At 56.3% G+C, this 25,423-nt stretch carries 26 protein-coding genes and 3 tRNA genes; 15 read left to right on the forward strand and 14 right to left on the reverse strand.

Features of this window, described 5'->3' with window-relative positions; genetic code table 11:
* Nucleotides 1-12: 12 nt before the first annotated feature.
* Together tsaE and nnr are read right to left on the reverse strand one after the other, a co-directional pair.
* Nucleotides 13-474: a tRNA (adenosine(37)-N6)-threonylcarbamoyltransferase complex ATPase subunit type 1 TsaE gene (tsaE, locus tag N5C09_RS16860; protein ID WP_063450935.1), complete on the reverse strand. Its 462-nt coding sequence runs from the start codon at nucleotides 472-474 to the stop codon at nucleotides 13-15.
* The gene (nnr, locus tag N5C09_RS16865; RefSeq protein WP_279749494.1) at nucleotides 467-1,990 is read right to left on the reverse strand and encodes a bifunctional ADP-dependent NAD(P)H-hydrate dehydratase/NAD(P)H-hydrate epimerase; all 1,524 of its coding nucleotides are present in this window, start codon (nucleotides 1,988-1,990) and stop codon (nucleotides 467-469) included. Before nnr ends, tsaE begins: the two co-directional genes overlap by 8 nt.
* Between nnr and queG the strand changes: the two genes are divergently transcribed.
* Nucleotides 1,989-3,128, forward strand: coding sequence for a tRNA epoxyqueuosine(34) reductase QueG (gene queG / locus N5C09_RS16870; RefSeq protein ID WP_279749495.1), 1,140 nt, complete (start codon nucleotides 1,989-1,991; stop codon nucleotides 3,126-3,128). The genes nnr and queG overlap by 2 nt on opposite strands.
* A 270-nt stretch (nucleotides 3,129-3,398) precedes the next feature.
* Here the strand turns inward: queG and N5C09_RS16875 are convergent.
* The 4 genes from N5C09_RS16875 to orn form a co-directional block, all read right to left on the reverse strand.
* A tRNA-Gly gene (locus tag N5C09_RS16875) sits at nucleotides 3,399-3,474 on the reverse strand.
* Nucleotides 3,475-3,519: 45 nt separating this feature from the next.
* Nucleotides 3,520-3,595 (reverse strand) — tRNA-Gly (locus tag N5C09_RS16880).
* A 45-nt stretch (nucleotides 3,596-3,640) separates the two neighbouring features.
* Nucleotides 3,641-3,716, reverse strand: a tRNA-Gly gene (locus tag N5C09_RS16885).
* Between the two features lie 196 nt (nucleotides 3,717-3,912).
* On the reverse strand, nucleotides 3,913-4,458 hold the full coding sequence (orn, locus tag N5C09_RS16890; protein ID WP_003855965.1) for an oligoribonuclease: 546 nt from the start codon (nucleotides 4,456-4,458) through the stop codon (nucleotides 3,913-3,915).
* A 107-nt stretch (nucleotides 4,459-4,565) separates the two neighbouring features.
* Here orn and rsgA point away from each other — a divergent pair, with 107 nt between their 5' ends.
* The 3 genes from rsgA to mscM all read left to right on the forward strand — a co-directional run bounded on the left by rsgA (nucleotide 4,566) and on the right by mscM (nucleotide 10,027).
* Entirely contained in the window at nucleotides 4,566-5,618 is a 1,053-nt protein-coding gene (rsgA, locus tag N5C09_RS16895; protein ID WP_003855964.1) for a small ribosomal subunit biogenesis GTPase RsgA, read from the forward strand.
* Nucleotides 5,619-5,715: 97 nt separating this feature from the next.
* Nucleotides 5,716-6,684, forward strand: coding sequence for an archaetidylserine decarboxylase (gene asd / locus N5C09_RS16900; RefSeq protein ID WP_279749497.1), 969 nt, complete (start codon nucleotides 5,716-5,718; stop codon nucleotides 6,682-6,684).
* 19 nt (nucleotides 6,685-6,703) lie between these two features.
* Nucleotides 6,704-10,027: a miniconductance mechanosensitive channel MscM gene (gene mscM / locus N5C09_RS16905; protein ID WP_279749498.1), complete on the forward strand. Its 3,324-nt coding sequence runs from the start codon at nucleotides 6,704-6,706 to the stop codon at nucleotides 10,025-10,027.
* Between the two features lie 39 nt (nucleotides 10,028-10,066).
* Here mscM and yjeM read toward each other — a convergent pair whose 3' ends face one another.
* Nucleotides 10,067-11,566, reverse strand: coding sequence for a glutamate/gamma-aminobutyrate family transporter YjeM (gene yjeM, locus N5C09_RS16910; RefSeq protein WP_279749499.1), 1,500 nt, complete (start codon nucleotides 11,564-11,566; stop codon nucleotides 10,067-10,069).
* A 168-nt stretch (nucleotides 11,567-11,734) separates the two neighbouring features.
* On the reverse strand, nucleotides 11,735-12,712 hold the full coding sequence (epmA, locus tag N5C09_RS16915; protein WP_063450943.1) for an elongation factor P--(R)-beta-lysine ligase: 978 nt from the start codon (nucleotides 12,710-12,712) through the stop codon (nucleotides 11,735-11,737).
* Between the two features lie 309 nt (nucleotides 12,713-13,021).
* Between epmA and frdA the strand changes: the two genes are divergently transcribed.
* Genes frdA through frdD form a run of 4 tightly spaced genes read left to right on the forward strand, consistent with a single transcriptional unit; the run spans nucleotide 13,022 to nucleotide 16,315 of the window.
* Nucleotides 13,022-14,812: a fumarate reductase (quinol) flavoprotein subunit gene (frdA, locus tag N5C09_RS16920; protein ID WP_279749500.1), complete on the forward strand. Its 1,791-nt coding sequence runs from the start codon at nucleotides 13,022-13,024 to the stop codon at nucleotides 14,810-14,812.
* Entirely contained in the window at nucleotides 14,805-15,539 is a 735-nt protein-coding gene (locus tag N5C09_RS16925) for a succinate dehydrogenase/fumarate reductase iron-sulfur subunit (RefSeq protein ID WP_279749501.1), read from the forward strand. Before frdA ends, N5C09_RS16925 begins: the two co-directional genes overlap by 8 nt.
* A gap of 10 nt (nucleotides 15,540-15,549) precedes the next feature.
* Entirely contained in the window at nucleotides 15,550-15,945 is a 396-nt protein-coding gene (frdC, locus tag N5C09_RS16930) for a fumarate reductase subunit FrdC (protein ID WP_279749513.1), read from the forward strand.
* Nucleotides 15,946-15,955: 10 nt separating this feature from the next.
* Nucleotides 15,956-16,315: a fumarate reductase subunit FrdD gene (gene frdD, locus N5C09_RS16935; RefSeq protein ID WP_063450947.1), complete on the forward strand. Its 360-nt coding sequence runs from the start codon at nucleotides 15,956-15,958 to the stop codon at nucleotides 16,313-16,315.
* Nucleotides 16,316-16,344: 29 nt separating this feature from the next.
* Here frdD and ampR read toward each other — a convergent pair whose 3' ends face one another.
* Entirely contained in the window at nucleotides 16,345-17,220 is an 876-nt protein-coding gene (gene ampR, locus N5C09_RS16940; RefSeq protein WP_063450948.1) for a LysR family transcriptional regulator AmpR, read from the reverse strand.
* A gap of 132 nt (nucleotides 17,221-17,352) precedes the next feature.
* Between ampR and blaACT the strand changes: the two genes are divergently transcribed.
* Together blaACT and N5C09_RS16950 are read left to right on the forward strand one after the other, a co-directional pair.
* Nucleotides 17,353-18,495 (forward strand): ACT family cephalosporin-hydrolyzing class C beta-lactamase, encoded by a 1,143-nt coding sequence (gene blaACT / locus N5C09_RS16945; RefSeq protein WP_279749502.1) that lies wholly within the window; start codon nucleotides 17,353-17,355, stop codon nucleotides 18,493-18,495.
* Between the two features lie 112 nt (nucleotides 18,496-18,607).
* Entirely contained in the window at nucleotides 18,608-19,138 is a 531-nt protein-coding gene (locus N5C09_RS16950) for a lipocalin family protein (RefSeq protein ID WP_279749503.1), read from the forward strand.
* On the opposite strand, the gene sugE is transcribed toward N5C09_RS16950, so the two are convergent.
* The gene (gene sugE, locus N5C09_RS16955) at nucleotides 19,135-19,452 is read right to left on the reverse strand and encodes a quaternary ammonium compound efflux SMR transporter SugE (RefSeq protein WP_063450951.1); all 318 of its coding nucleotides are present in this window, start codon (nucleotides 19,450-19,452) and stop codon (nucleotides 19,135-19,137) included. The two genes, N5C09_RS16950 and sugE, sit on opposite strands and share 4 nt — an antisense overlap.
* Nucleotides 19,453-19,714: 262 nt before the next feature.
* Here sugE and N5C09_RS16960 point away from each other — a divergent pair, with 262 nt between their 5' ends.
* Nucleotides 19,715-20,314, forward strand: coding sequence for a LuxR C-terminal-related transcriptional regulator (locus tag N5C09_RS16960; protein ID WP_063867109.1), 600 nt, complete (start codon nucleotides 19,715-19,717; stop codon nucleotides 20,312-20,314).
* 36 nt (nucleotides 20,315-20,350) lie between these two features.
* Here the strand turns inward: N5C09_RS16960 and ecnB are convergent, their stop codons facing one another.
* The 3 genes from ecnB to efp all read right to left on the reverse strand — a co-directional run bounded on the left by ecnB (nucleotide 20,351) and on the right by efp (nucleotide 21,361).
* Nucleotides 20,351-20,497: a lipoprotein toxin entericidin B gene (gene ecnB, locus N5C09_RS16965; RefSeq protein ID WP_003855942.1), complete on the reverse strand. Its 147-nt coding sequence runs from the start codon at nucleotides 20,495-20,497 to the stop codon at nucleotides 20,351-20,353.
* A gap of 108 nt (nucleotides 20,498-20,605) precedes the next feature.
* On the reverse strand, nucleotides 20,606-20,737 hold the full coding sequence (locus N5C09_RS16970) for an entericidin A/B family lipoprotein (protein WP_063450953.1): 132 nt from the start codon (nucleotides 20,735-20,737) through the stop codon (nucleotides 20,606-20,608).
* A gap of 57 nt (nucleotides 20,738-20,794) precedes the next feature.
* The gene (gene efp / locus N5C09_RS16975) at nucleotides 20,795-21,361 is read right to left on the reverse strand and encodes an elongation factor P (protein ID WP_003855940.1); all 567 of its coding nucleotides are present in this window, start codon (nucleotides 21,359-21,361) and stop codon (nucleotides 20,795-20,797) included.
* A 40-nt stretch (nucleotides 21,362-21,401) separates the two neighbouring features.
* Between efp and epmB the strand changes: the two genes are divergently transcribed.
* On the forward strand, nucleotides 21,402-22,430 hold the full coding sequence (gene epmB, locus N5C09_RS16980; RefSeq protein WP_279749504.1) for an EF-P beta-lysylation protein EpmB: 1,029 nt from the start codon (nucleotides 21,402-21,404) through the stop codon (nucleotides 22,428-22,430).
* A 63-nt stretch (nucleotides 22,431-22,493) separates the two neighbouring features.
* Here epmB and N5C09_RS16985 read toward each other — a convergent pair whose 3' ends face one another.
* Nucleotides 22,494-22,847 carry a DUF4156 domain-containing protein gene (locus tag N5C09_RS16985; RefSeq protein WP_003855938.1) on the reverse strand — a complete coding sequence of 118 codons (354 nt, stop codon included), beginning with the start codon at nucleotides 22,845-22,847 and terminating at the stop codon, nucleotides 22,494-22,496.
* Between the two features lie 233 nt (nucleotides 22,848-23,080).
* Between N5C09_RS16985 and N5C09_RS16990 the strand changes: the two genes are divergently transcribed.
* From N5C09_RS16990 to iadA, 3 genes are read left to right on the forward strand one after another with little or no spacing between them, the layout of a single operon-like run.
* Complete coding sequence (locus N5C09_RS16990) at nucleotides 23,081-23,728, forward strand: nucleoside recognition domain-containing protein (protein ID WP_279749505.1); 648 nt, start codon at nucleotides 23,081-23,083, stop codon at nucleotides 23,726-23,728.
* Entirely contained in the window at nucleotides 23,725-24,186 is a 462-nt protein-coding gene (locus tag N5C09_RS16995; protein WP_279749506.1) for a YjiG family protein, read from the forward strand. The genes N5C09_RS16990 and N5C09_RS16995 overlap by 4 nt, the downstream gene beginning before the upstream one ends.
* Before the next feature lie 10 nt (nucleotides 24,187-24,196).
* Entirely contained in the window at nucleotides 24,197-25,360 is a 1,164-nt protein-coding gene (iadA, locus tag N5C09_RS17000; RefSeq protein ID WP_279749507.1) for a beta-aspartyl-peptidase, read from the forward strand.
* The last annotated feature ends 63 nt before the right edge of the window (nucleotides 25,361-25,423 follow it).

The raw sequence follows: 25,423 nt of genomic DNA on the forward strand, positions 1-25,423 counted from the left end.
TTATCCCTACGCTCAACCGGCTAAACGCGCCAGTAAGGAACAGCCTGATGAGGAAACCGCACTGATGCGCGCCTCACGCCCTTGTGCCTGGTAATCTAAGTGAATTTCGACATCCGGGTCAGGCAGCACACCCGCACCTTGTTGCGGCCACTCCACCAGGCAAATGGCGTCGTTGGCAAAGTAATCGCGGATCCCCATAAATTCCAGCTCCTCCGGGTCCGCAAGACGATATAAATCAAAGTGGTACACCATGATATTTTCAAGCGTGTACGGTTCTACCAGCGTATAGGTCGGGCTTTTTACGTTCCCGTTATGGCCTAACGCCTGCAAAAAGCCACGGCTGAAGGTTGTTTTACCCGCGCCTAAATCTCCATACAGATAAATGACGGTCGCCCCCTGACAGGCCTGCGCCACGCGCGTGCCGAGATCTAAAGTGGCTTGTTCATCAGGTAAAGGAATCGCTCGATTAGTCATTTTCTACGTCAATCACATCCGGGTTAACAACACGCCGCAGCGTGCAAAAAAGATCGGTGGCCAGCATACCGCGCGTTCCATAACGAGCAGCCAGGCCGTCAGCCGCCGCACCATGGGCCACGCAGCCAGCACAGGCTGCATCATAAAGGGGAAGTTTCTGTCCGAGCAATGCGCCAATGATGCCGGAGAGCACATCGCCCATGCCACCGCTCGCCATGCCTGCATTACCGGCATCAATAATGCCCATGGCATCATCGCTGGCGATAACGGTCCCCGCCCCTTTCAAAACGGCAACACCTCCGTAACGTTTTACCAGACGTTGGGCAGAAAGTAAGCGATCGCTTTCAATTTCTGCCACGCTACAGTTAAGCAGCCGTGCGGCTTCGCCGGGGTGCGGCGTCAGAATGCGATTGTGACGCTTATCCGGATTTATTGCCAGAAGGTTAAGCGCGTCGGCATCCCATAACATCGGTTTACGAAAATTCTCGGCCTTTTGCAGGGCCTGTTTACCCCAGCTCTGTTGCCCAAGCCCCGGACCAATCACCACCACGTCCGCCCACTCCAGGCCCTCTTCAATCGCCTGCGGGGTAAGCTCGTGGACCATCAGCTCCGGCCGCGCAGTAATAATGGGGGGAATGTTTTCGCTGCGGGTCAGCACGCGCACTAATCCGGCGCCGCTGCGCAACGCGGCCTCTCCTGTCATACGAATCGCACCCGCCGTACCATGATCGCCACCAATAATCAGCAGTCGGCCATGGTCACCCTTATGGGAGGTAGGACGACGCGGCGGTAGCCACTGTGCAAGCTGAGACGCATCAAAGCGGGTGATGCGGGTATCCTGTCCCGCCAGCCAGTTTTCAAGCCCCAGGGCGTTGTGGTGTAACGTGCCCACGACATCCCGCGCTTTTCCGGTAAGCAGCCCCGGCTTCAGGGCGATAAAGGTCACGGTGCGCGCAGCCTCAATCGACACGCCCGGCGTCGCGCCGGTTTGCGCCATCAGGCCGGAGGGAATATCCAGCGCCACCACCGGTGCGGGGTGCGCGTTGGCGCGCGTAATCAGCGCGGCGACGTCATCGCGAGGCGCGCGCATCAGTCCCGTCCCCAGCAGACCATCAACAATCACGTCTACGTCATCGGGCCAGACGATATCAGGCGCATGGATAACGCCTCCCGCATTCAGCCAGGCTTCTCTCGCCATGCCTGCTTCTTCCGGTAGCGGCTTGTCGCTCTCCAGCGCCAGCAGGGTGACGCGCAGCCCCGCCGCTACGGCAAGGCGCGCCACCACGTAGCCGTCGCCACCGTTATTGCCATGACCGCACAGTATCAGGTAGTGCGAGGCATCCGGGTAAGCCGTGCGCGCCACGTTAAATGCCGCCTCGCCTGCACGCTGCATCAGTTCGTAAAGGGTAATGCCCAGGCTGTCTGCGGCCTCTTTCTCGGCCCGACGAAGGTCATCCGCATGCCAGATGGAGTGTGGTATACTTGCGGGGTTTTTCTTCACAGTATGGTCCGTCATGTCACAGCCCCTCGATCTCAATGAATTAGCGCAAAAAATAAAACAGTGGGGTGCTGAACTGGGCTTCCAGAAGGTCGGTATTACTGACACCGATCTCTCTGCCAGCGAGCCTAAGCTACACGCATGGCTGGATAAACAATACCACGGCGAGATGGAGTGGATGGCGCGTCACGGTATGATGCGTGCCCGCCCCCACGAGCTGTTGCCGGGTACGTTGCGCGTCATTAGCGTACGCATGAACTATCTGCCCGCTAACGCGGCCTTTGCGCGCACGCTAAAAAATCCCTCACTGGGTTACGTCAGCCGGTACGCTCTGGGACGTGATTACCATAAACTTCTGCGCAATCGTCTAAAAAAGCTCGGGGAAACCATCCAGCAGCACTGTGTTTCGCTGAATTTTAGACCCTTTGTTGATTCTGCGCCTATTCTTGAGCGTCCGATCGCTGAAAAAGCAGGGCTTGGCTGGACAGGTAAGCACTCACTTATCTTAAGCCGCGACGCGGGGTCATTCTTTTTCCTGGGTGAGCTGCTGATTGATTTACCCCTGCCGGTAGACGGTCCGGTGGAAGAAGGCTGTGGCCGCTGCGTGGCCTGTATGACCATCTGCCCTACGGGCGCGATTGTTGAACCCTACACCGTTGATGCGCGCCGCTGTATCTCTTACCTCACTATCGAGCTGGAAGGCGCCATTCCAGAGGAATTTCGCCCGCTTATCGGCAACCGCATCTACGGCTGCGATGACTGCCAGCTGATTTGTCCGTGGAACCGCTATTCACAGCTGACGGACGAAGAGGACTTCAGCCCGCGTAAAGCGCTGCATGCGCCACAGCTTATTGAACTGTTCGCCTGGACCGAAGCCTGGTTCCTGAAGGTAACGGAAGGGTCCGCCATACGTCGTATCGGCCATCTGCGCTGGCTGCGTAATGTGGCCGTTGCGCTGGGTAATGCCCCGTGGGATGAAGCCAATCTTCAGGCGCTCGAAAGCCGCAGAGGTGAGCACCCACTTCTTGATGAGCACATAGAATGGGCGATTGCGCAGCAAATTGAGAAGCGAAATGCCGGCGTGGTTGAAGTCCAGTTACCGAAGAAACAGCGTCTGGTCAGGGTGATTGAAAAAGGGCTTACGCGGGATGCGTGATATATTCACAGCCTGTGAATAAAAATAAAAAGTGAGGCGCCATAAGGCTTAGCAAACAGGTCAAGTGATCTCAATAACATTTTGAAATCAAAATTTCTTCATATAATACAGACAATTACGAAGATATTATTCACCCTGCTAACATTTTGTACAGACTGGTTTGATCGTGGTTTCTGTGGATAACTCTGTTTACAAGAGTAATTCAGATACAACAGAAAACGTCCCCAACGAAGCATTTCGCTGTGGATAGTTTGAATATGAAGAAGAATTTGGAGCGGGAAACGAGACTCGAACTCGCGACCCCGACCTTGGCAAGGTCGTGCTCTACCAACTGAGCTATTCCCGCTTGGGTGTTCTGGTGCTGTGCGTATCTTGCGATACTTTCAAATTTTGGAGCGGGAAACGAGACTCGAACTCGCGACCCCGACCTTGGCAAGGTCGTGCTCTACCAACTGAGCTATTCCCGCTTGGGTGTTCTGGTGCTGGCGTATCTTGCGATACTATTCAAATTTTGGAGCGGGAAACGAGACTCGAACTCGCGACCCCGACCTTGGCAAGGTCGTGCTCTACCAACTGAGCTATTCCCGCAAATCTGTACTGCTTTTGTTGCTGTCGTAACGTGTAATTCTCTGTCGTTACGGGAGGCGCATTATACGAGAAATCCGTTTAGCTGCAACCCCCCTCAAAGCGATTTTTTTGAAATTCAGTTCAAGTGCTTATTAAATCGGCAAGCTGAACAATTTAACGACAAAATACAGGCCGCGCAACGCGCCGGATCGCAAAATCAGAGCTTAATAAAGTTTTCGCGATAGTACGCCAGCTCCGCAACAGACTCGCGGATGTCATCCATCGCCTGGTGCGTCCCCTGCTTTGTGAAGCCGTCGAGAATTTCCGGTTTCCAGCGACGGGCCAGCTCTTTCAGGGTGCTCACATCCAGATAGCGGTAGTGGAAGTAGGACTCCAGCTCCGGCATGTACTTAAACAGGAAACGACGATCCTGACCAATGCTGTTGCCACAGATAGGCGATTTTCCTGCCGGCACCCACTGCTTCAGAAACTCAAGCGTCGCCAGCTCCGCTTCGCGGTCGCCCAGGGTGCTGGCCTTCACGCGTTCCACCAGCCCGCTGCCGGTATGGGTACGCACGTTCCACTCATCCATCAGCGCAAGCTGATCGTCCGACTGGTGCACGGCAATCGTTGGGCCTTCCGCCAGAATATTGAGGTTGGCATCGGTGACCAGTGTGGCGATCTCAATAATGCGATCGCGCTCGGGATCCAGGCCGGTCATCTCCAGATCGATCCAAATCAGGTTGTTTTCGTCCGCGCTCATGTTATTTTCCACCCTTCTCGCTTAACCGGCAGTAGCAGGTTAACTAGTATTAATTAGAGTGTATCATAGAGGTTTTGCCCGCTATGGGCGACCAGGAGCCAGCGCGATTGAGTAAAAATAAACTCTCCAAAGGGCAGCAGCGCCGTGTGAATGCAAATCACCAGCGCCGTCTTAAAACCACTACGGAGAAGCCCGATTACGACGACAACCTGTTTGGCGAAGCGACAGAAGGCGTTGTGATCAGCCGCTTCGGCATGCACGCCGATGTCGAATCCGCCGACGGGGATATCCACCGTTGCAATATCCGTCGCACCATCCGTTCACTGGTGACCGGGGACCGCGTGGTCTGGCGTCCGGGCAAGGAGGCGGCGGAAGGGGTAACGGTTAAAGGTATCGTTGAAGCCGTGCATGAACGCACGTCGGTCCTTACCCGCCCTGATTTCTATGACGGCGTGAAGCCCATTGCCGCCAACATTAACCAGATCGTGATCGTTTCGGCGATTTTACCCGAACTTTCTCTCAATATTATCGACCGTTACCTGGTGGCCTGCGAAACGCTACAGGTTGAGCCGCTCATCGTGCTGAATAAAATCGATCTTCTGGATGACGAGGCCATGGCCTTTGTGAATGAGCAGATGGATATCTACCGCAACATTGGCTATCGCGTTTTGATGGTTTCCAGCCGCACCAAAGACGGCCTGAAGCCGCTGGAAGATGCGCTGACCGACCGCATCAGCATCTTTGCAGGGCAGTCCGGCGTGGGTAAATCCAGCCTGCTTAACAATCTGCTCGGCCTTCAGCAGGAGATCCTGACCAACGATGTGTCGGACGTCTCCGGGCTGGGCCAGCACACCACCACCGCCTCACGTCTCTATCATTTCCCGCACGGTGGCGATGTGATTGACTCCCCGGGCGTGCGCGAATTTGGTCTCTGGCACCTCGAGCCGGAACAAATCTTTAACGGATTTGTCGAATTCCATGACTATTTAGGCGCTTGCAAATACCGCGACTGTAAACATGACAACGATCCGGGCTGCGCCATCCGTGAAGCGGTGGAGAACGGTGAAATTGCGGAAACCCGTTTCGAAAATTATCACCGCATTCTCGAAAGCATGGATCAGGTAAAAACGCGTAAAAACTTTTCTGATTCTGATAACTGACAACTAAGCTAAGCGTCGCTAAAATCGTCCCCTTTTTTCAGGTTCCGGCAGCGCGCTGCCGGATCAGGAACGACAAAACAATGGCCTGGAGGCTACCTTGTTAAACTCATTTAAACTTTCGCGTCAATACATTCTGCCTAAACTGTGGCTCACTCGCCTGGCGGGCTGGGGCGCGAGCAAACGAGCGGGCTGGCTGACCAAACTGGTCATCGACCTGTTTGTGAAATACTACAAGGTCGACATGAAAGAAGCGCAGAAGCCGGATACGGCAAGCTACCGCACCTTCAACGAATTTTTTGTGCGTCCGCTGCGCGACGAAGTGCGTCCGCTGAATACCGACCCGAACGTGCTGGTGATGCCTGCTGACGGCGTGATCAGCCAGCTGGGTAAAATTGAAGACGACAAAATTTTGCAGGCGAAAGGCCATAACTACAGCCTGGAAGCGCTGCTGGCCGGTAACTACCTGATGGCGGATCTGTTCCGCAACGGTACGTTCGCCACCACCTATCTCTCCCCGCGCGACTATCACCGCGTTCATATGCCGTGTAACGGTATCCTGCGCGAGATGATCTACGTGCCGGGCGATCTGTTCTCCGTAAACCACCTGACGGCGCAAAACGTCCCGAATCTGTTTGCCCGCAATGAGCGCGTCATCTGCCTGTTTGATACTGAATTTGGCCCAATGGCGCAGATTCTGGTAGGTGCGACCATCGTAGGCAGCATCGAAACCGTCTGGGCGGGCACCATTACGCCGCCGCGCGAAGGCGTGATCAAGCGCTGGACCTGGCCTGCTGGCGAAGAAGAAGGTTCTGTGGCCCTGCTGAAAGGTCAGGAGATGGGCCGCTTCAAGCTGGGCTCAACGGTAATCAACCTGTTCGCACCGGGCAAAGTTAACCTGGTCGAGGAGCTGAAAAGCCTGTCCGTGACCAAACTTGGCCAGCCTCTGGCCGTATCGACTGAAATCTTTGCAACGCCAGACGTTGCGCCAGCTCCATTGCCGGAAGAAGAGATTAAGGCCGAGCACGACGCCAGCCCGCTGGTTGACGACAAAAAAGACGAAGGCTAACAACAGAAGGATCGCTGACGTGCGCCCGATTATCGTATTACTGATGGCCTGGTGCCTCAGCATGGGGGCGTACGCAGCGACAGCCCCCGACGCCAAACAGATAACCCAGGAGCTGGAGCAGGCAAAAGCGGCGAAACCCGCTCAGCCGGAGGCCGTTGAGTCGCTCCAGTCTGCACTGAACGCGCTTGAGGAGCGGAAAGGCTCCCTTGAGCGCGCACAGCAGTATCAGCAGGTTATCGACAACTTCCCCAAACTCTCTCAGACCCTGCGCTCGCAGTTAAACAACCTGCGCGATGAACCGCGCCAGGTACCCGCAGGGATGACGTCCGAGGCGCTGAATCAGGAGATCCTGCAAGTCAGCAGCCAGCTTCTGGAAAAGAGCCGCCTGGCTCAGCAGGAGCAGGAGCGGGCGCGTGAAATTGCCGACTCCCTCAGCCAGCTTCCACAGCAGCAAACCGACGCCCGCCGTCAGTTAAATGAGGTGGAACGCCGCATCGGGACGCAGACGGGCAACACGCCGCAGAATCAGGCGCAAAATCTTGGGCTACAGGCTGAATCCGCCAGACTGAAAGCGCTGGTCGATGAACTGGAGCTGGCACAGCTTTCTGCCAACAACCGCCAGGAGCTGTCGCGGATGCGTTCCGAACTGGCGCAGAAGCAGAGCGAACAGCTTGATGCGTATCTCCAGGCGCTGAGAAATCAGCTCAACAGCCAGCGTCAGCGTGAAGCTGAACGTGCGCTGGAAAGCACCGAGCTATTGGCCGAAAACAGCGATAACCTGCCTGAAGGCATCGTCGCCCAGTTTAAGGTTAACCGCGAACTTTCTGCGGCGCTGAATCAGCAGGCGCAGCGTATGGATTTGGTCGCGTCGCAGCAGCGCCAGGCCACCAATCAAACCCTTCAGGTGCGTCAGGCGCTCAACACGCTGCGCGAACAGTCCCAGTGGCTTGGCTCGTCTAACCTGTTGGGCGAAGCGTTACGCGCGCAGGTCGCGCGTCTGCCGGAGATGCCAAAACCGCAGCAGCTTGATACTGAGATGGCGCAGCTGCGCGTTCAGCGTCTTCACTATGAAGACCTCCTCAATAAGCAGCCGCAAATCCGCCAGATCCGTCAGGCTGACGGACAGCCGCTTACCGGCGAGCAGAGTCGTATTCTGGAAGCGCAGCTGCGCACCCAGCGCGAGCTGCTGAACTCCCTGTTACAGGGTGGCGATACGCTGATCCTTGAGCTGACCAAGCTGAAAGTGTCGAACAGCCAGCTGGAGGATGCGCTGAAGGAGGTCAACGAGGCCACGCACCGTTATCTCTTCTGGACGTCCGACGTGCGGCCGATGACCTTCGCCTGGCCGATTGAAATTGTGCAGGATCTGCGCCGCCTTATTTCGCTGGACACCTTCAGCCAGCTGGGCCTTGCCAGCGTGATGATGATAACCAGTAAGGAGACCATCTTCCCGCTGCTGGGAGCGCTGATTCTGGTGGGCTTCAGTATTTATTCCCGTCGCCACTTCACCCGTTTCCTCGAGCGCTCCAGCGCTCGTGTGGGAAAAGTGACCCAGGATCACTTTTGGCTAACGCTGCGCACGGTGTTCTGGTCAATTCTGGTCGCGTCCCCGCTGCCTGTACTGTGGATGACGCTCGGATACGGCCTGCGTGAAGCCTGGCCTTATCCCCTTGCCGTCGCGATTGGGGACGGCGTAACCGCCACCGTTCCGCTGCTGTGGGTCGTGATGATTTGCGCCACGTTCGCGCGGCCAAATGGTCTGTTCATCGCTCACTTTGGCTGGCCGCGTAATCGCGTTGCGCGGGCGATGCGTTATTACCTGATGAGCATCGGGCTGATTGTGCCGCTGATTATGGCGTTGATCATGTTCGATAATCTCAATGACCGGGAGTTCTCCGGCTCGCTGGGACGTCTGTGCTTTATGCTGATCTGCGGGGCACTGGCGGTGGTAACGCTCAGCCTGAAGCGCGCCGGGATCCCGCTCTATCTCGATAAGAGCGGCAGTGGCGATAACATGTTTAACCGTCTGCTGTGGAACCTGCTGCTCAGCGCGCCGCTGGCGGCAATGCTGGCGGCAGCTGTCGGCTACCTCGCCACGTCGCAGGCGCTGCTGGCGCGACTGGAAACGTCGGTGGCCATCTGGTTCCTGCTGCTGGTGGTTTACCACGTTATTCGCCGCGGCATGCTGATCCAGCGTCGTCGTCTGGCGTTTGACCGTGCCAAACATCGTCGCGCAGAAATTCTGGCCCAGCGTGCGCGCGGCGAAGAAGAGCCGAACCACGTCAACAGCACGGAAGGGGCAGCGGAAGCAGACGACGTTGAACTGGATCTGGATGCTATCAGTACCCAGTCCCTGCGGCTGGTGCGCTCAATTCTGATGCTGGTTGCCCTGCTGTCGGTGATTTTCCTGTGGTCGGAAATTCACTCCGCGTTTGGCTTCCTGGAGAACATCTCGTTGTGGGACGTGACGTCCACGGTGCAGGGAGTCGAAAGCCTGGAGCCCATCACCTTAGGGGCCGTGCTGATTGCGATTCTGGTGCTGATCATCACCACGCAGCTGATACGTAACTTCCCTGCTCTGCTGGAGCTGGCGCTGTTGCAGCATCTGGATTTAACCCCCGGCACGGGCTATGCGATCACCACTATCACCAAGTATTTAATCATGATGTTTGGTGGGCTGGTGGGCTTCTCGATGATTGGTATCGAATGGTCAAAACTGCAATGGCTGGTTGCCGCCCTGACCGTAGGCCTGGGCTTTGGTTTACAGGAAATCTTCGCCAACTTCGTGTCTGGTCTGATCATTCTGTTTGAAAAACCGATTCGAATTGGCGATACGGTGACCATCCGCGATCTGACCGGCAGCGTCACCCGGATCAACACCCGCGCTACCACCATCAGCGACTGGGACCGTAAAGAGATCATCGTCCCGAACAAAGCGTTTATCACCGAGCAGTTTATCAACTGGTCGCTGTCTGACTCCGTCACGCGTGTGGTGCTGACCGTACCGGCCCCGTCGGATGCCAACAGCGAAGAGGTGACGCAGATCCTGTATACGGCTGCTGAACGCTGTTCGCTGGTAATCGATAACCCGCCGCCTGAAGTCTTCCTGGTTGATTTGCAGCAGGGGATCCAGATTTTCGAGCTGCGTATTTACGCCGCCGAGATGGGCCACCGTATGCCGCTGCGCCATGAGATCCACCAGCTGATTCTGGCTGGCTTCCGCGAGCACGGGATCGATATGCCGTTCCCACCGTTCCAGATGCGTCTGGAAACGCTGGACGGACGTAAGACGGGAAGAACCTTGACGTCAGCGGCGCGTTCGCGCCCGGCGGGAAGTTTGTAATCCCTTTCCCCCTCCCTGTCGGGAGGGGTTTTTTATCCGCTATGCCACTTCCACCACGCAGATAGTCCTGCGACGGCGGTAGTTTTCATAAATCCCCATTGCCAGCATTGAGAAGAAAATCGGTCCGCCAACCATCCACAGCGTGCTGTTCCAGTCATTTGCCTCAACCACGGGCTGAATGACGGTAAAAATGTTGGCGAACGCGACGACCAGCACCACAACGGTGGTCGCCACCAGCGTCGCCGCGCGGGTTTTGAAGATCACAAACGGACGCTCCAGATCCTGCTTCGCCTTAAAGAACGGAAACGCCAAGGCCAGGAAAAGGTACGGAAGCGTCATTGACACGTTCGCCATCAGGGTCAGCTTGTTATAGAAGGCCGACGCGGTATCGCCGCCAAAGGACACCAGCAGAATGAATACGCACACCAGCAGGCACTGCATCCACATGGCGTTAGCAGGCATACCGGCAGCATTAAGCTGGGTCATCCGTGCGGGCCACAGCGCCTTTGGCGTGCCCTGAATAATCGCTTTCAGCGGCGAGTAGATCAGCGTGAAGAACGCGCCGGTATAGGCGAGGAACATCGACAGGCCGGTAATGCGCGCAAACCAGATCCCCAGGGTAGCCGATGCTTCCGGCGTCAGGTGCATGGCGTTACCGAGCGTCATCCCCAGGCTTTTCATCAGCACGTAGGTGATGTTCCCGAGGTTGGTGGTGTTATTGCTCAACACCTGCTGCCAGTTGGTGCTGACGCCCCAGAGGAAAATCGCCAGCGAGTAGCCAATGGAAATGACGATAGCGGCAAAAATAATGCCTTTGGCGAAGTTCTTTTCCGGGTTTTCGGTTTTGTCGACCAGCCCGCCTACGGCTTCAATACCGCCGTAAGCAAAGATGGCAAACACCACGAACGAGAGCATGGCCAGTCCGGACTGATACCCCGGATTAGGCGATGAAACAAAGTTGACTTCCTGGGCGAAATGCCCGCCGTTCAGGCACAGAATGGCGATACTGGCCAGCAGCAGCACCAGATTCAGACACATCACGGAAATCCCGCCAACCGCGGTGATACGGGCTATTTTGTTGATGCCTTTGGAGGCCACCAGCGTGACCACCACCATCCAGAACACCGCCAGAATACCCACCACCTGCGTGGAGCTCAGCCCCGCCAGGGACCAGACCTGCGTTTTGTCCGCACCGAAGAGAAACGTCGAGAACGGCACCCAGACCTTGGCTGCCGTGCTGACCATCCAGACGACGTAGGATGAAAACCACATGAAGGTACCGATAAATGCATAGCGTGGACCGACGCTGTTGTTCATCCACGAATAGATGCCGCCCTCTTCTTTCCGGTAAGCCGAGCCCATCTCCGCCATCATCAGCGCAAACGGGATAAAGAAGAACAGAGCGGAAACGATATAAAACGGCGTTGCGCTGTAGCCCATCAGATAAAAAGCGGACGGGCTATTAGCAAAGCCAAAGACTGACGTAAAAATCATCAGGATGAGCCCGGTAAGGGTCATTTTTTTGAGTGAGTGGGACATATAACCATCCGAAACGGAATTAAACTGCGCGGATGGTAGCAGATGACCAGACAAATATTGTGGCTATACGAGTCAAATTAAGAAAAAGACCCGTGCAGAGAGAAAATAGCAGTTTTTAATATGGCAAGTTAAATGGCCGAGTAAGCGACAGCGCCACCCGGCAACTCTTTAAGCGCGATCGACCGTAAAGGCTATCACGTCGCCCAGCTGTTCCGCGCCCAGCGCCAGCATCACCAGACGATCCACGCCCAGCGCCACGCCGGAGCAGTCCGGCAAACCGGCCTTAAGCGCTTCCAGCAGGTTGGTGTCAATCGGCTGCTGCGGCAGACCGCGCGCGTTGCGCTTGCGGTTATCCTGCTCGAAACGCTGCTGCTGTTCGCGCGCGTCGGTCAGCTCGTGGAAACCGTTCGCCAGCTCAATGCCTTTAAAGTACACCTCAAAACGCTCCGCCACGCGGTGATCTTCGGTGCTGATCTGCGCCAGCGAGGCCTGGCTGGCCGGGAAGTGGTAGACAAACGTCGGGCGATCTTTACCAATTTGCGGTTCAACGCCAAAGGTGAACAGCAGTTGCAGCAGCGTGTCGCGGTCCTCTTCGGTATCCGCCACGTTGCTCAGATCCAGTTTTGCCGCCACCTCACGCAACTGGGTTTTATCAGCCGATAGCGGATCGATTTCCAGATGGCGCTGGAAGGCCTGCTGATAGGAGAGCGTTTCAGCTTCCGCGCAATCCAGCACCTGTTGCAGCAGATCGTCGACTTCGTTCATCAGGCGATACATGTCGTAGTGCGGGCGGTACCACTCCAGCATGGTAAATTCCGGATTATGGTGCCGGCCCATCTCTTCATTACGGAAGCTACGACACAGCTGATAAACCGGGCCACATCCGGCCGCCAGCAGACGCTTCATATGGTATTCCGGGCTGGTCATCAGATACAGATTCATGCCCTGAGAGTGGCCAGGGCCAACAAAACGGGTTTCAAACGGGACCAGATGAATATCCGTGACCGTCGCCTGACTCATGCACGGCGTTTCCACCTCCAGGACGCCGCGATCTGCAAAGAAGCGGCGGATCTCCGCCATAATTGCTGCGCGCTTCAACAGGTTTGGAATGGATGCGCTCGGCTGCCAGGTGGCCGTTTCGCTCATGAGTTTTTCTCCGTTTTCAGACAAGGGCACGAAGTCTACTCGTAAGCCGGGGCAGAGACAAATTTTGCACAGTAAAAGTCCTTTTTCATTACGCAGAAAAATACTGTGACGCCATTCATCAATCACGATGATAAATCACCGCACAGAACAGCAAAAAAATCGAACGCGTCAAATTTCCCTCACATCTACGCGGTTATACTGTTATACCCATAAAGGAGCAGTGGAATCGCTTCCGCAATCGCCCGTTCGGGCAGGTGAACGTCCTTTAGTCCATCGCGTTGCGGGAAAACAAAAATCTGGAGGAATGTCGTGCAAACTTTTCAAGCCGATCTTGCCGTAATAGGCGCTGGCGGGGCTGGATTACGCGCTGCAATTGCTGCGGCACAAGCCAATCCGAACGCTAAAATCGCATTGATTTCAAAAGTCTATCCGATGCGCAGCCACACGGTAGCCGCAGAAGGAGGATCCGCCGCCGTCGCGCAGGATCATGACAGCTTCGAATACCATTTCCACGACACGGTTGCAGGGGGCGACTGGCTTTGCGAACAGGATGTCGTTGATTATTTCGTTCACCATTGCCCAACGGAAATGACCCAGCTGGAACAATGGGGATGCCCGTGGAGCCGCCGTCCGGACGGGAGCGTCAACGTTCGCCGCTTCGGTGGCATGAAGATCGAACGCACCTGGTTTGCCGCCGATAAGACCGGCTTCCACATGCTGCACACCCTGTTTCAGACCTCCCTCCAGTTCCCACAAATCCAGCGCTTTGACGAAAATTTCGTTCTCGACATTCTGGTCGACGACGGTCATGCGCGCGGACTGGTGGCGATGAACATGATGGAAGGCACGCTTGTCCAGATCCGCGCGAATGCAGTGGTCATGGCGACCGGCGGTGCGGGCCGCGTGTACCGCTATAACACCAACGGCGGCATCGTCACCGGTGACGGTATGGGCATGGCGCTCAGCCACGGCGTGCCGCTGCGCGATATGGAGTTCGTCCAGTATCACCCAACCGGCCTGCCCGGCTCCGGTATTCTGATGACGGAAGGCTGCCGCGGTGAAGGCGGTATTCTGGTCAACAAAAACGGTTACCGTTATCTACAGGATTACGGTATGGGCCCGGAAACCCCGCTCGGCGAGCCGAAAAACAAATACATGGAACTTGGCCCACGCGACAAAGTTTCTCAGGCTTTCTGGCACGAGTGGCGCAAAGGCAACACTATCTCAACGCCGCGCGGCGACGTGGTGCATCTCGACCTGCGCCACCTCGGCGAGAAAAAACTGCTGGAGCGTCTGCCGTTTATCTGCGAGCTGGCGAAAGCCTATGTGGGCGTCGACCCGGTGAAAGAGCCGATCCCGGTGCGTCCAACCGCGCACTATACGATGGGCGGAATCGAAACCGACCAGCAGTGCGAAACCCGCATCAAAGGACTGTTTGCGGTGGGCGAGTGTTCCTCCGTGGGTCTGCATGGCGCAAACCGTCTGGGCTCAAACTCGCTGGCTGAGCTGGTGGTCTTTGGCCGCATGGCGGGCGAACGCGCAATGGAGCGTGCCGCAACCGCAGGCGACGCCAACAGCGCGGCGCTGGATGCGCAGGTTGCAGACGTCGAAAAACGGCTGAAAGACCTGGTGAATCAGGAAGGTAACGAAAACTGGTCGAAGATCCGCGATGAGATGGGCCTGTCGATGGAAGAAGGCTGCGGGATCTACCGTACGCCAGAGCTGATGCAGAAAACCGTCGACAAACTGGCGGAGTTGCAGGAGCGCTTCAGGCGCGTGCGCATCACCGACACCTCCAGCGTCTTCAATACCGACCTGCTCTATACCATTGAACTGGGCCACGGCCTGAACGTCGCGGAGTGTATGGCGCACTCTGCCCTGGCGCGTAAAGAGTCGCGCGGCGCGCACCAGCGTCTGGACGAGGGCTGCACCGAACGTGACGACGTCAATTTCCTTAAACACACTCTCGCCTGGCGCGATGCGGATGGCACCACCCGCCTGGACTACAGCGACGTGAAAATCACCACGCTGCCACCAGCGAAACGCGTTTACGGTGCAGAAGCAGAAGCCGCCGATAAGAAGGAGAAGGCGAATGGCTGAGATGCAAAAACTGAAAGTTGAAGTGGTGCGCTACAACCCGGAAGTGGATACCGCCCCCCACAGCGCTTTCTACGAAGTCCCTTTCGACGAGCAGACCTCCCTGCTGGATGCGCTCGGCTATATCAAAGACAACCTGGCGCCAGACCTGAGCTACCGCTGGTCCTGCCGCATGGCAATCTGCGGCTCCTGCGGCATGATGGTCAATAAAGTGCCGAAGCTGGCGTGTAAAACCTTCCTGCGTGATTACACCAAAGGCATCAGGGTTGAAGCGCTGGGCAACTTCCCGATTGAGCGCGATCTGGTGGTCGACATGACCCACTTTATCGAAAGCCTCGAAGCGATAAAGCCGTACATCATCGGCAACCCGCGTACGCCGGATCAGGGGCCAAACACCCAGACGCCCGCGCAGATGGCGAAATACCATCAGTTTTCCGGCTGCATCAACTGCGGCCTGTGCTACGCCGCCTGTCCGCAGTTTGGCCTGAACCCTGAGTTTATCGGCCCGGCCGCCATTACCCTGGCGCACCGCTATAACGAGGACAGCCGCGACCACGGCAAAAAAGAACGTATGGCACAGCTTAACGGCCAAAACGGGGTCTGGACCTGCACGTTTGTGGGTTACTGCTCTGAAGTCTGTCCGAAGCATGTCGACCCGGCCGCCGCCATTCAGCAGGGAAAAGTGGAAAGCTCGAAAGACTTTCTTATCGCTACCCTGAAACCACGCTAAGGAGTGCATGATGACGACTAAACGCAAAGCCTACGTGCGGCCAATGCCGTCCACCTGGTGGAAAAAACTGCCGTTTTATCGCTTCTATATGCTGCGTGAAGGCACGTCAGTTCCCGCGGTCTGGTTCAGCCTCGAACTGATGTACGGGCTTTATGCTCTCAAGCACGGCCCGGAAACCTGGGCCAGTTTTGTGGGCTTCCTGCAAAACCCAATCATCGTGGTTCTGAATCTGATTGTGCTCGCAGCCGCGCTGCTGCATACCAAAACCTGGTTTGAACTGGCGCCAAAAGCGGCAAACATCATTGTAAAAGGCGAGAAAATGGGACCGGAGCCGGTTATCAAAGGGCTCTGGGCGGTGACCGCAGTTGTCTCTGTGGTCATTCTGTTTGTCGTGCTGTTCTGGTAAGGAGACTACTGTGATCAATCCAAATCCAAAACGTTCAGACGAGCCGGTCTTCTGGGGGCTGTTTGGCGCAGGCGGCATGTGGAGCGCCATTGTTGCCCCGGTCATCATCCTGCTGGTCGGGATCATGCTGCCGCTGGGGCTGTTCCCGGGCGATGCGCTGAGCTACGAGCGCGTGCTGGCCTTTGCGAGCAGCTTTATTGGCCGCGTATTTCTCTTCCTGATGATCGTCCTGCCGCTGTGGTGCGGCCTGCACCGTATCCACCATGCGATGCACGATCTGAAAATCCATGTGCCAAGCGGTAAATGGGTCTTCTACGGTCTGGCGACCATTCTGACGGTGGTCACGCTGATTGCCGTGGTCACCATCTGACTGAACTGGCCCGCCGTCCGGCGGGCTTTTTACTTTTTCATCTTTCCTGCCAGCCACCCGGAAAATTCACGCATTGCGGGCGTTTCAGCCCGGGACTGCAATCGGGTCAGCCAGTAACTGCCGAGCTCAATCTGCGTTGCAAAGGGCTGCACAATGCGCTCGCTGGCTAACAGATGGGTAAACATATCGACAGGCGCGATGGCAATGCCCACTCCCGCCTGAGCGGCCTCCAGCATGGTCACGGACGAATCAAACACCATCACACGGTGCGTTGGCGAAGGGGGATGCTCGCCGGCCGCCTGCATCCACGCGGACCATTCGTCGCGCCGGTAGGAGCGCAACAGCGTAAACCTGAGGATATCGGCCGGACTGTGCAGACGGGCGGCAATATCCGGCGTACACAGAGGGGCGAGCGGCGCATGACAAAGAAATTCAGCCTCGGTGCCGTGCCACGCCCCGCCGCCGTAGCGGATCGTGTAGTCAAGCCCTTCGGCGGCCGGATCGACGCGGTTATTATGGGTAGATAGCTGAAGATCGATATGCGGATACCCACGGCGAAAATCGTCCAGCAGTGAGAATAACACCCCGGTCGCGAACGTGCCCACCACGCCGATTTTCAGCTTCTCCTGCGCACGATGGTTAGCGAAGCGATCCAGCATACCGGCTATACGATCGAACGAATCATTCAGCACCGGCAGTAAATTTTCGCCCTCGGTAGTCAACATCAGCCCGCGCGAAACGCGAACGAACAGCTGACAGTTCAGGTGCTGCTCCAGCGTCTTCACATGCTGGCTAATGGCGGAATGGGTCACGTTCAGCTCAATGGCCGCGTGCGTAAAGCTGAGATGTCTTGCGGCGGCTTCAAAGGCTCGAAGCGAATTGAGGGGGAGATAGCTTCGCGTCATGGTCTCTTCCGTTAGAAAAATTAACAGCTAATGCTAAATTTAACCGTTTGTCAGGTGCAGTCAAATCCAACAGACTACGCCTGTCTGACGGGCCCGGACATCCCCTTGACTCGCTATTACGGAAGATTACTGATGATGAAAAAAACCCTTTGCTGCGCCGTGCTGCTCAGCACCTCTTGCTCTGCCCTCGCCGCGCCAGTGTCCGAACAACAGCTGGCGGAGGTGGTCGCGAAGACGGTTACGCCGCTGATGAAAGCCCAGTCTATTCCCGGTATGGCGGTGGCCGTTATTTATCAGGGTAAACCGCACTATTACACGTTTGGCAAGGCCGATATCGCAGCCAACAAACCGGTTACGCCTCAGACCCTGTTCGAGCTGGGCTCTATAAGTAAAACCTTCACCGGCGTTTTAGGTGGGGATGCCCTTGCTCGCGGTGAAATTTCGCTGGACGATCCGGTGACCAAATACTGGCCTGAGCTGACGGGCAAGCAGTGGCAAGGGATTCGGATGCTGGATCTCGCGACCTACACCGCTGGCGGTCTGCCGCTACAGTTGCCCGATGAGGTGACGGATGACGCCTCCCTGCTGCGCTTCTATCAACACTGGCAGCCACAGTGGAAGCCAGGCACAACGCGCCTTTATGCCAACGCCAGCATCGGCCTGTTTGGTGCGCTGGCGGTTAAGCCTTCCGGCATGCGCTACGAGCAGGCGATGACCGAGCGAGTGTTCAAACCGCTGGCGCTGCATCACACCTGGATTAACGTGCCGAAAGCGGAAGAGGCGCATTACGCCTGGGGTTATCGTGACGGCAAAGCGGTACACGTTTCGCCGGGTATGCTGGATGCACAAGCCTATGGCGTGAAAACCAACGTGCAGGATATGGCGAACTGGGTTCTGGCAAACATGGCGCCAGAGAACGTTGATGATGCCTCACTTAAGCAGGGCATCGCGCTGGCGCAGTCGCGCTACTGGCGTATCGGTTCAATGTACCAGGGCCTGGGCTGGGAGATGCTCAACTGGCCCGTGGAGGCAAAAACGGTGGTTGATGGCAGCGACAGTAAGGTGGCGCTGGCCGCCTTGCCTGCGGTCGAAATAAATCCTCCGGCTCCGCCTGTAAAAGCCTCCTGGGTGCACAAAACCGGCTCGACGGGCGGGTTCGGCAGCTACGTGGCCTTTATTCCTGAAAAGCAGATCGGCATCGTGATGCTCGCGAATAAAAGCTATCCGAACCCGGCACGCGTTGAGGCGGCGTACCATATCCTCGACGCGCTATAGTAAAACATTGCCGGGTGGCGGCTTCGCCTTACCCGGCAAAACCCGCTGCACAATCTTCCGCATTTTTCCTGCTGTCATCTACACTTAACAAAAAAACGGTAAGGAAACTCCTATGCGCATTCTGCCTGTTATTGCCGCAGTAACAGCCGCGTTTTTAGTGGTTGCTTGCAGTTCCCCAACTCCTCCGCCTGGCGTCACGGTAGTCAGTAATTTTGACGCACAGCGCTTCCTCGGCACATGGTATGAAATCGCCCGCATGGATCATAAATTCGAAAGGGGCTTAGAAAAAGTTACGGCCACCTACAGCGCGATGGATGACGGCGGGATCCAGGTCGTCAACCGCGGCTATAATCCGGACCGGCAGATGTGGCAGCAGACGGTGGGTCAGGCCTATTTCACCGGCGCGCCTAACCGTGCGGCAATGAAAATCTCTTTCTTCGGCCCATTCTACGGCGGATATAACGTTATTGCGCTGGACAGAGAGTACCGCCACGCGCTGGTGTGTGGGCCGGATCGCAACTATCTTTGGATACTCTCCCGCACGCCAACGATCACGGCGGAAATGAAGCAGCAGATGCTAGACGTTGGGACCCGGCAAGGGTTTGACGTGACGAAATTAATCTGGGTAAAACAGCCGCATTAGTGCGTACTCAGTTTTAACCCAATGATGCCCGCGACGATTAACGCGAGACTGGCAATGCGCGCCAGGCTCGCAGATTCCCCCAGCAGCAGAATGCCGGTAATGGCAGCCCCTACCGCGCCAATTCCCGTCCAGACAGCGTAAGCCGTTCCCACTGGCAAGGTCCGCATTGACCATGACAGCATAACGATACTGACAATCATCGCGGCGATGGTAATGACGCTGGGCGTCAGGCGGGTAAAACCGTGGGTGTATTTCAGACCAATTGCCCATACCACTTCGAGCAAACCGGCGATAACAAGAACGATCCAGGACATTTCAGGCTCCTTAACTTAGAGACAAGTTGGGGCCGTCCCCGATGAGTGACGCGCTTACGGGTCGTCCCGCAAGGCAGAAGTTGCACCTTATATTTTGGTTAGCGCGGTATTTTTTTTCAAACTTTTTTTGCTGAACGCGTTAAGGCAAGAAATAGCCTCAGTAAGGCGCGCAGTTCAGGCATTTATAACTCATCCGACTTCTCTATGATGTTATGCTTTCTGATGGCAGGAAGCCAAACCACTAGCCGACTGCGAATATTGTATGTTCAAAATTCTTTTGATTGACCGCTGTCACTTCACCCGCGCGGGATTTGAAGCATGGGCCAATCATTCAGACCTGCTGTCAGGTCATTTCGTCGTAACCGGGGTGAATAACCTTTTCCTCGCCAGAGAGCATATTCTGCAATGGAAACCTGCACTGGTCATCGCTGATTTATCTGGCTTCCGGCAGGATTTACACCATTTTCAGCAACTGTCCTCCCTACTGATTGCCAGCGAAACGCTGCCTTTTATTTTGCTGCAATCTGGGCAGGAACAGGCGTTGACGGATTATCTGGCGCAATACCCGATATGGTCTTCACTCTCTAAAAATACCGATCTGGAAGGACTGGCCGCAGTGATTAACGACGCGCTAACGTCATGCGCAACCCCGGAGCTTCCGGAAATGGCAGCACCGTTACTGACGCGTCAGGAAGAGAGAGTTCTGACATTATGGATGGAGGGCGCAAGCAACCAGAAGATTGCCAGTCATCTGCGCATTAACGGCAAAACGGTGTACACATACAAACGCAATATCCGCATGAAGCTTCATATGGATACGCGCTACTCCCCGTTTTTAACGCTACAGGAAGTGGAGAATTGACGGTACGGTGAATTCACTGCCGTACCGTCGTTGTCATTAGTTCTGAGCTTTAGTTGCTGCGCCAGAAATAGCGTTACCACCGTCGGAGATATCTTCCCCTACGCCACGGGTGGTGTTACATGCAGTCAGTACCGAAGAAAGCACCAGAACAGAAAAGATCGCTGCAATTGTTTTCTTAACCATAATATCTTCCTTTTATAGCCAAAGTTATTTTGTGTATAGCAACTTAAGAATAGACAAGATCTTGTCGTTTGACGGAAAAGGAAGGATTTTTAGGAAAATTAGACGGAATTAGCTGGCCGCATGGGAAATGATATGGCCGAGATCCTGGATATCTTCACCCACGCCACGCGCGGTGTTGCAACCGGAGAGCATTGCGCTGGAGAGCGCGAACAGAAGCAGAATTTTAACGGTACGTTTCATCTTCCCTGCCTGCAAAATCAGGCGCAGCGGGCGCTGCGCCTTACATCACGACGTAAATTACTTCACGCGGGATACGTATTCGCCGGAGCGGGTATCCACTTTGATCACTTCACCGATCTGTACGAACAGCGGTACTTTCACCACTGCGCCGGTAGACAGGGTAGCAGGCTTGCCGCCGGTACCTGCGGTATCACCTTTCAGACCTGGATCGGTTTCAACGATTTCCAGCTCAACGAAGTTCGGCGGGGTAACGGCGATAGGCTGACCGTTCCACAGGGTCACGATGCACTCAGCCTGATCCAGCAGCCACTTAGCGTTATCGCCAATGGCTTTCGCATCAGCAGACAGCTGCTCGAAGGTTTCGTTGTTCATGAAGTGCCAGAACTCACCGTCGTTGTACAGGTAAGTCAGGTTCATATCGACAACATCAGCGCCTTCAGCGGAGTCAGTAGATTTGAAGGTTTTCTCAACACGGGTACCGGTCAGCAGGCGACGCAGCTTAACGCGCGCAAATGCCTGGCCTTTACCTGGTTTAACGAATTCGCTGGCTTCAACCGCGTACGGTTCGCCGTCCATCATGATTTTAAGACCAGCACGAAAATCGTTGCTATAGTACGTTGCCATAAGGCCCTCTAAATTTGTTAACTGGTAGCTAAGCCACAAAATGGCGCATATTGTAACCCTAAACACCCCGTCCAGAGAAGATTGGTTATCGCAACTTGCCGATGTAATCACCAGTCCTGATGAATTGCTGCGTCTTTTAGACCTCGATCAGCACCCGGAGTTGCTTGCTGGCCGTGAGGCAAAGCGACTTTTCGCCCTGCGCGTTCCCCGCGCGTTTGTCGCCCGAATGGAAAAAGGCAACCCTGACGATCCATTGTTAAAACAAACGCTGACCTCTCAGGATGAGTTTATCACTGCGCCGGGATACAGCACCGATCCGCTGGAAGAGCAGAACAGTGTGGTACCGGGTTTGCTGCATAAATACCGCAACCGTGCGCTGCTGCTGGTTAAGGGCGGCTGTGCGGTAAATTGCCGCTACTGCTTCCGCCGTCACTTCCCGTACGCTGAGAATCAGGGTAATAAGCGCAACTGGCAGGTGGCGCTGGACTATATCGCGGCGCACCCGGAACTGGATGAAATCATCTTCTCCGGCGGCGACCCGCTGATGGCAAAAGATCATGAGCTGGACTGGCTGCTGACTCAGCTTGAGACCATTCCGCACATTAAGCGTCTGCGCATTCACAGCCGTTTACCGATCGTCATCCCGGCGCGTATCACCGACGCCCTGGTCACGCGCCTGGAGCAGTCCCGTTTGCAGGTGCTGCTGGTGAACCATATCAACCACGCGAATGAAGTTGACGCGGACTTTCGCGCGGCGATGGCGCGGCTGCGAAAAGCGGGCGTGACGCTGCTCAACCAGAGCGTATTGCTGCGCGGCGTGAACGACAGCGCCCGGGTGCTGGCCGATCTCAGCAATGCCTTATTTGATGCGGGCGTCATGCCCTATTATCTGCACGTTCTTGATCGCGTTCAGGGCGCGGCGCACTTCATGGTGACGGATGAAGAGGCCCGACAGATTATGCGCGAACTGTTAACGCTGGTTTCAGGTTATATGGTGCCGAAGCTGGCACGCGAGATTGGCGGAGAGCCGAGTAAGACGCCGCTGGATTTGCAGCTGCGGCAGCAGTAAAAGGCAGGTGGCGCTACGCTTACCTGGCTACAGATCAAGCGGCAGCGCCATCAAAAGTTTAGATCAGTTCGGGCACTTATAGACCTGGCCGTTCATCTGGCTGGCGGTTGGCACAAAGCTGGACAGCATACCCTGCGTCGGGCTGCTTACCCCGTAAATCACGTTGCCGCCCATAGCCGCCGCCTGATTACGCAGGGCATTGGCCGCACCGCGCATAGAGCCGCCCTCTTCGCCGTGCTGCCCCGACATCCAGTTGCTCTGCTCGCCAGTGGCGGTGCCTAACAGCTGGCATTCGCTGCCCGGCTTATCTTCCACAAAGCGAACGCTCTGGCCCGCTGCCGTCAGTTCATTGCTGGTGCTACACCCCGCCAGCAGCAATGCTGCACCTACAATCCCTGCACAGACTTTAATGCGCATGTTATTCCTCGTTTTCAATAAGCTGGACAGTAGTTGTCCGCGTGTAAACCTTATACTAAAAAGATGACCAAAAGAAAAATGCTGAGCATTTCTGCGAGCCAGATTCCGCTGGCACTCCTCCGACATCTTAAATGAATTCTGATAATAACCTTTGGGATATCGTGTTTTAGCCCCCGATCGTTTTTAGTGATGCGACGTACAACTTTTGTACGCATTTCAAAAAAGGGGGTTTCATGAGTGCATCATCCTCAGGAGAGGAAAAAGTGACCTGGGTGGGCTATCTGGCGTTCGTGCTCACCATTGTATTTTTCTCAGGCTTTTTCGCCAAAAGTACCGAATGGTGGCGCATGCTGGATTTTACCGTCTTAAACGGCAGTTTTGGACCGGTGAACGGCGCGCTGACGTTTCGCGGCGAGGGTGGGACGGGAGCGAAAGACGGTTTTTTGTTTGCTCTTGAGCTGGCCCCCTCGGTCATTCTGTCGCTCGGGATCATTGCCGTCACCGAGGGGCTGGGCGGGCTGCGCGCCGCACAACAGCTCATGACGCCCATTTTACGCCCGCTGCTCGGCGTGCCGGGTATCTGCTCTCTGGCGCTTATCGCCAACCTGCAAAACACCGATGCCGCCGCCGGGATGACCAAAGGGTTGACCGACGAAGGGGCGATTACCGACCGTGAACGCGCCATTTTCGCCACCTTCCAGACCAGCGGTAGCGCCATCATTACCAACTATTTTTCGTCCGGTGCCGCACTTTTTGCCTTCATTACCGTCCCGGTGATCGCGCCGCTTGCCGTCATTCTGGTGTTTAAATTTGTTGGCGCGAACTTTTTGCGTCTGTGGATCGCGCACAGGGAAGTTCGCCGCGTTCAGGAGGAAAAATGATCGCCCAGCCGCGTAAAAATATCATGGACCTGTTTATCGATGGCGCCCGTCGCGGCTTTACCATCGCCACCACCAGCCTGCTGCCGAACGTGGTTATGGCGTTTGTTATCATTCAGGCGCTCAAGGTCACCGGCCTGCTGGATATCGTCGGCAGCGTCTGTGAACCGATCATGTCGTTGTGGGGGCTTCCGGGGGCAGCGGCAACCGTCCTGCTGGCCTCGGTGATGAGCATGGGCGGCGGTGTGGGGGTTTGCGCCAGTCTGGTCGCTGCCGGCACGCTCAACGGGCACGATGCCACTATCCTGCTGCCCGCCATCTATCTGATGGGCAATCCGGTGCAAAACACTGGCCGCTGCCTGGGCACCGCAGGCGTTAACCCGAAGTATTACCCGCACATCATTACTGTCTGCGTCATTAACGCCCTGCTCTCAGTGTGGGTGATGCAGCTACTCTTCTGAGGAGGTAAAAATGGATTTTTCAGTGCTGGAACCGCATCTTTTCCGCAATGCGCATCTTTACGCGCCGGAGGATCGGGGGCGTTGCGATCTGCTGATCGCCGGGGGAAAAATCGTCGCGATTGAAAAAACGGGCCACGCCACAACGAAGCCAGACTGTCCTGAACGCGATCTCGCCGGAGCAGTGGTTTGTCCGGGGTTTATCGATCAGCACGTACACCTGATCGGCGGCGGCGGTGAAGCTGGCCCGCACACCCGGACGCCGGAGGTACGGTTGTCCGCACTGGTGGCGGCGGGCATCACCTCCGTTGTTGGCCTGCTGGGCACCGACGGCGTGACCCGCCATCCCGAGTCGCTGCTGGCAAAAACGCGGGCGCTAGAACATGAAGGGCTCAGCGCGTGGATGCTGACAGGCGCGTACGGGCTGCCTTCTCCGACGATTACCGGCAGTGTCGAAAAGGATGTGGCGCTGATTGATAAAATCATCGGTGTGAAATGCGCGATTTCCGACCATCGCTCTTCCGCACCAACGGATGACCAGCTCGCGAATATGGCCGCCCAGTCGCGCGTCGGTGGGCTGCTGGGCGCCAGGGCGGGGATATCCGTGTTTCATCTCGGCAACAGCCCGAAACTGCTCGAGCCGCTGCTTAACATCCTGAATAACGCCGACGTGCCCCGCACGAAGCTGCTGCCAACCCACGTCAACCGCGCCCGGCCACTGTTCCTCGCCGCGCTGGATTATGCCCGCGACGGGGGCTATATCGACATCACCACCAGCATCAATGAGCCCATTGATGCCGCCACCGCCATCGCGACGGCCCGCGAAGCGCAGGTGCCGTTTAACCGGCTTACGCTCAGCTCGGACGGTAACGGCAGCCAGCCGATTTTTGACGCAAACGGCAACCTGGTGGGCATGGGCGTGGCAGGATTCGAGTCTCTGCCCGAAACCCTACAGCAACTGGTCAACCGGTATCACCTGCCGCTGGAGGAGGCGCTTCTGCCGTTTACACGTAACGTGGCGGAGTTTCTCGGCCTGGAGCATAAGGGGCGGCTCGCGCCCGGATGCGATGCCGATTTGCTGGTGCTGACGGATGACCTGAAGATCCGCGAGGTCTGGGCGAAAGGCCGCCAGATGGTGCGCGAAGGCGTTGCATGCGTGAAGGGAACATTTGAGTAGCGCAATAAAAAACCCCGGGCATTGCTGCCCGGGGTTCGTTCTGAGAGGTTCAGAACAACATGA

The sequence above is a fragment of the Enterobacter sp. GD03975 genome, assembly GCF_029838645.1.
Lineage (GTDB): Bacteria > Pseudomonadota > Gammaproteobacteria > Enterobacterales > Enterobacteriaceae > Enterobacter > Enterobacter quasihormaechei.

What these genes read in the sequence shown, in the direction of transcription:
- sugE (WP_063450951.1), bottom strand. Translation starts at nt 19,452, where the DNA reads ATGTCCTGGATCGTTCTTGTTATCGCCGGTTTGCTCGAAGTGGTATGG.
- epmA (WP_063450943.1), bottom strand. Translation starts at nt 12,712, where the DNA reads ATGAGCGAAACGGCCACCTGGCAGCCGAGCGCATCCATTCCAAACCTG.
- N5C09_RS16985 (WP_003855938.1), bottom strand. Translation starts at nt 22,847, where the DNA reads ATGCGCATTAAAGTCTGTGCAGGGATTGTAGGTGCAGCATTGCTGCTG.
- efp (WP_003855940.1), bottom strand. Translation starts at nt 21,361, where the DNA reads ATGGCAACGTACTATAGCAACGATTTTCGTGCTGGTCTTAAAATCATG.
- tsaE (WP_063450935.1), bottom strand. Translation starts at nt 474, where the DNA reads ATGACTAATCGAGCGATTCCTTTACCTGATGAACAAGCCACTTTAGAT.
- N5C09_RS16925 (WP_279749501.1), top strand. Translation starts at nt 14,805, where the DNA reads ATGGCTGAGATGCAAAAACTGAAAGTTGAAGTGGTGCGCTACAACCCG.
- epmB (WP_279749504.1), top strand. Translation starts at nt 21,402, where the DNA reads ATGGCGCATATTGTAACCCTAAACACCCCGTCCAGAGAAGATTGGTTA.
- ecnB (WP_003855942.1), bottom strand. Translation starts at nt 20,497, where the DNA reads ATGGTTAAGAAAACAATTGCAGCGATCTTTTCTGTTCTGGTGCTTTCT.
- frdC (WP_279749513.1), top strand. Translation starts at nt 15,550, where the DNA reads ATGACGACTAAACGCAAAGCCTACGTGCGGCCAATGCCGTCCACCTGG.
- N5C09_RS16995 (WP_279749506.1), top strand. Translation starts at nt 23,725, where the DNA reads ATGATCGCCCAGCCGCGTAAAAATATCATGGACCTGTTTATCGATGGC.
- iadA (WP_279749507.1), top strand. Translation starts at nt 24,197, where the DNA reads ATGGATTTTTCAGTGCTGGAACCGCATCTTTTCCGCAATGCGCATCTT.
- N5C09_RS16970 (WP_063450953.1), bottom strand. Translation starts at nt 20,737, where the DNA reads ATGAAACGTACCGTTAAAATTCTGCTTCTGTTCGCGCTCTCCAGCGCA.
- yjeM (WP_279749499.1), bottom strand. Translation starts at nt 11,566, where the DNA reads ATGTCCCACTCACTCAAAAAAATGACCCTTACCGGGCTCATCCTGATG.
- queG (WP_279749495.1), top strand. Translation starts at nt 1,989, where the DNA reads ATGTCACAGCCCCTCGATCTCAATGAATTAGCGCAAAAAATAAAACAG.
- nnr (WP_279749494.1), bottom strand. Translation starts at nt 1,990, where the DNA reads ATGACGGACCATACTGTGAAGAAAAACCCCGCAAGTATACCACACTCC.
- N5C09_RS16990 (WP_279749505.1), top strand. Translation starts at nt 23,081, where the DNA reads ATGAGTGCATCATCCTCAGGAGAGGAAAAAGTGACCTGGGTGGGCTAT.
- ampR (WP_063450948.1), bottom strand. Translation starts at nt 17,220, where the DNA reads ATGACGCGAAGCTATCTCCCCCTCAATTCGCTTCGAGCCTTTGAAGCC.
- N5C09_RS16960 (WP_063867109.1), top strand. Translation starts at nt 19,715, where the DNA reads ATGTTCAAAATTCTTTTGATTGACCGCTGTCACTTCACCCGCGCGGGA.
- N5C09_RS16950 (WP_279749503.1), top strand. Translation starts at nt 18,608, where the DNA reads ATGCGCATTCTGCCTGTTATTGCCGCAGTAACAGCCGCGTTTTTAGTG.
- orn (WP_003855965.1), bottom strand. Translation starts at nt 4,458, where the DNA reads ATGAGCGCGGACGAAAACAACCTGATTTGGATCGATCTGGAGATGACC.
- blaACT (WP_279749502.1), top strand. Translation starts at nt 17,353, where the DNA reads ATGATGAAAAAAACCCTTTGCTGCGCCGTGCTGCTCAGCACCTCTTGC.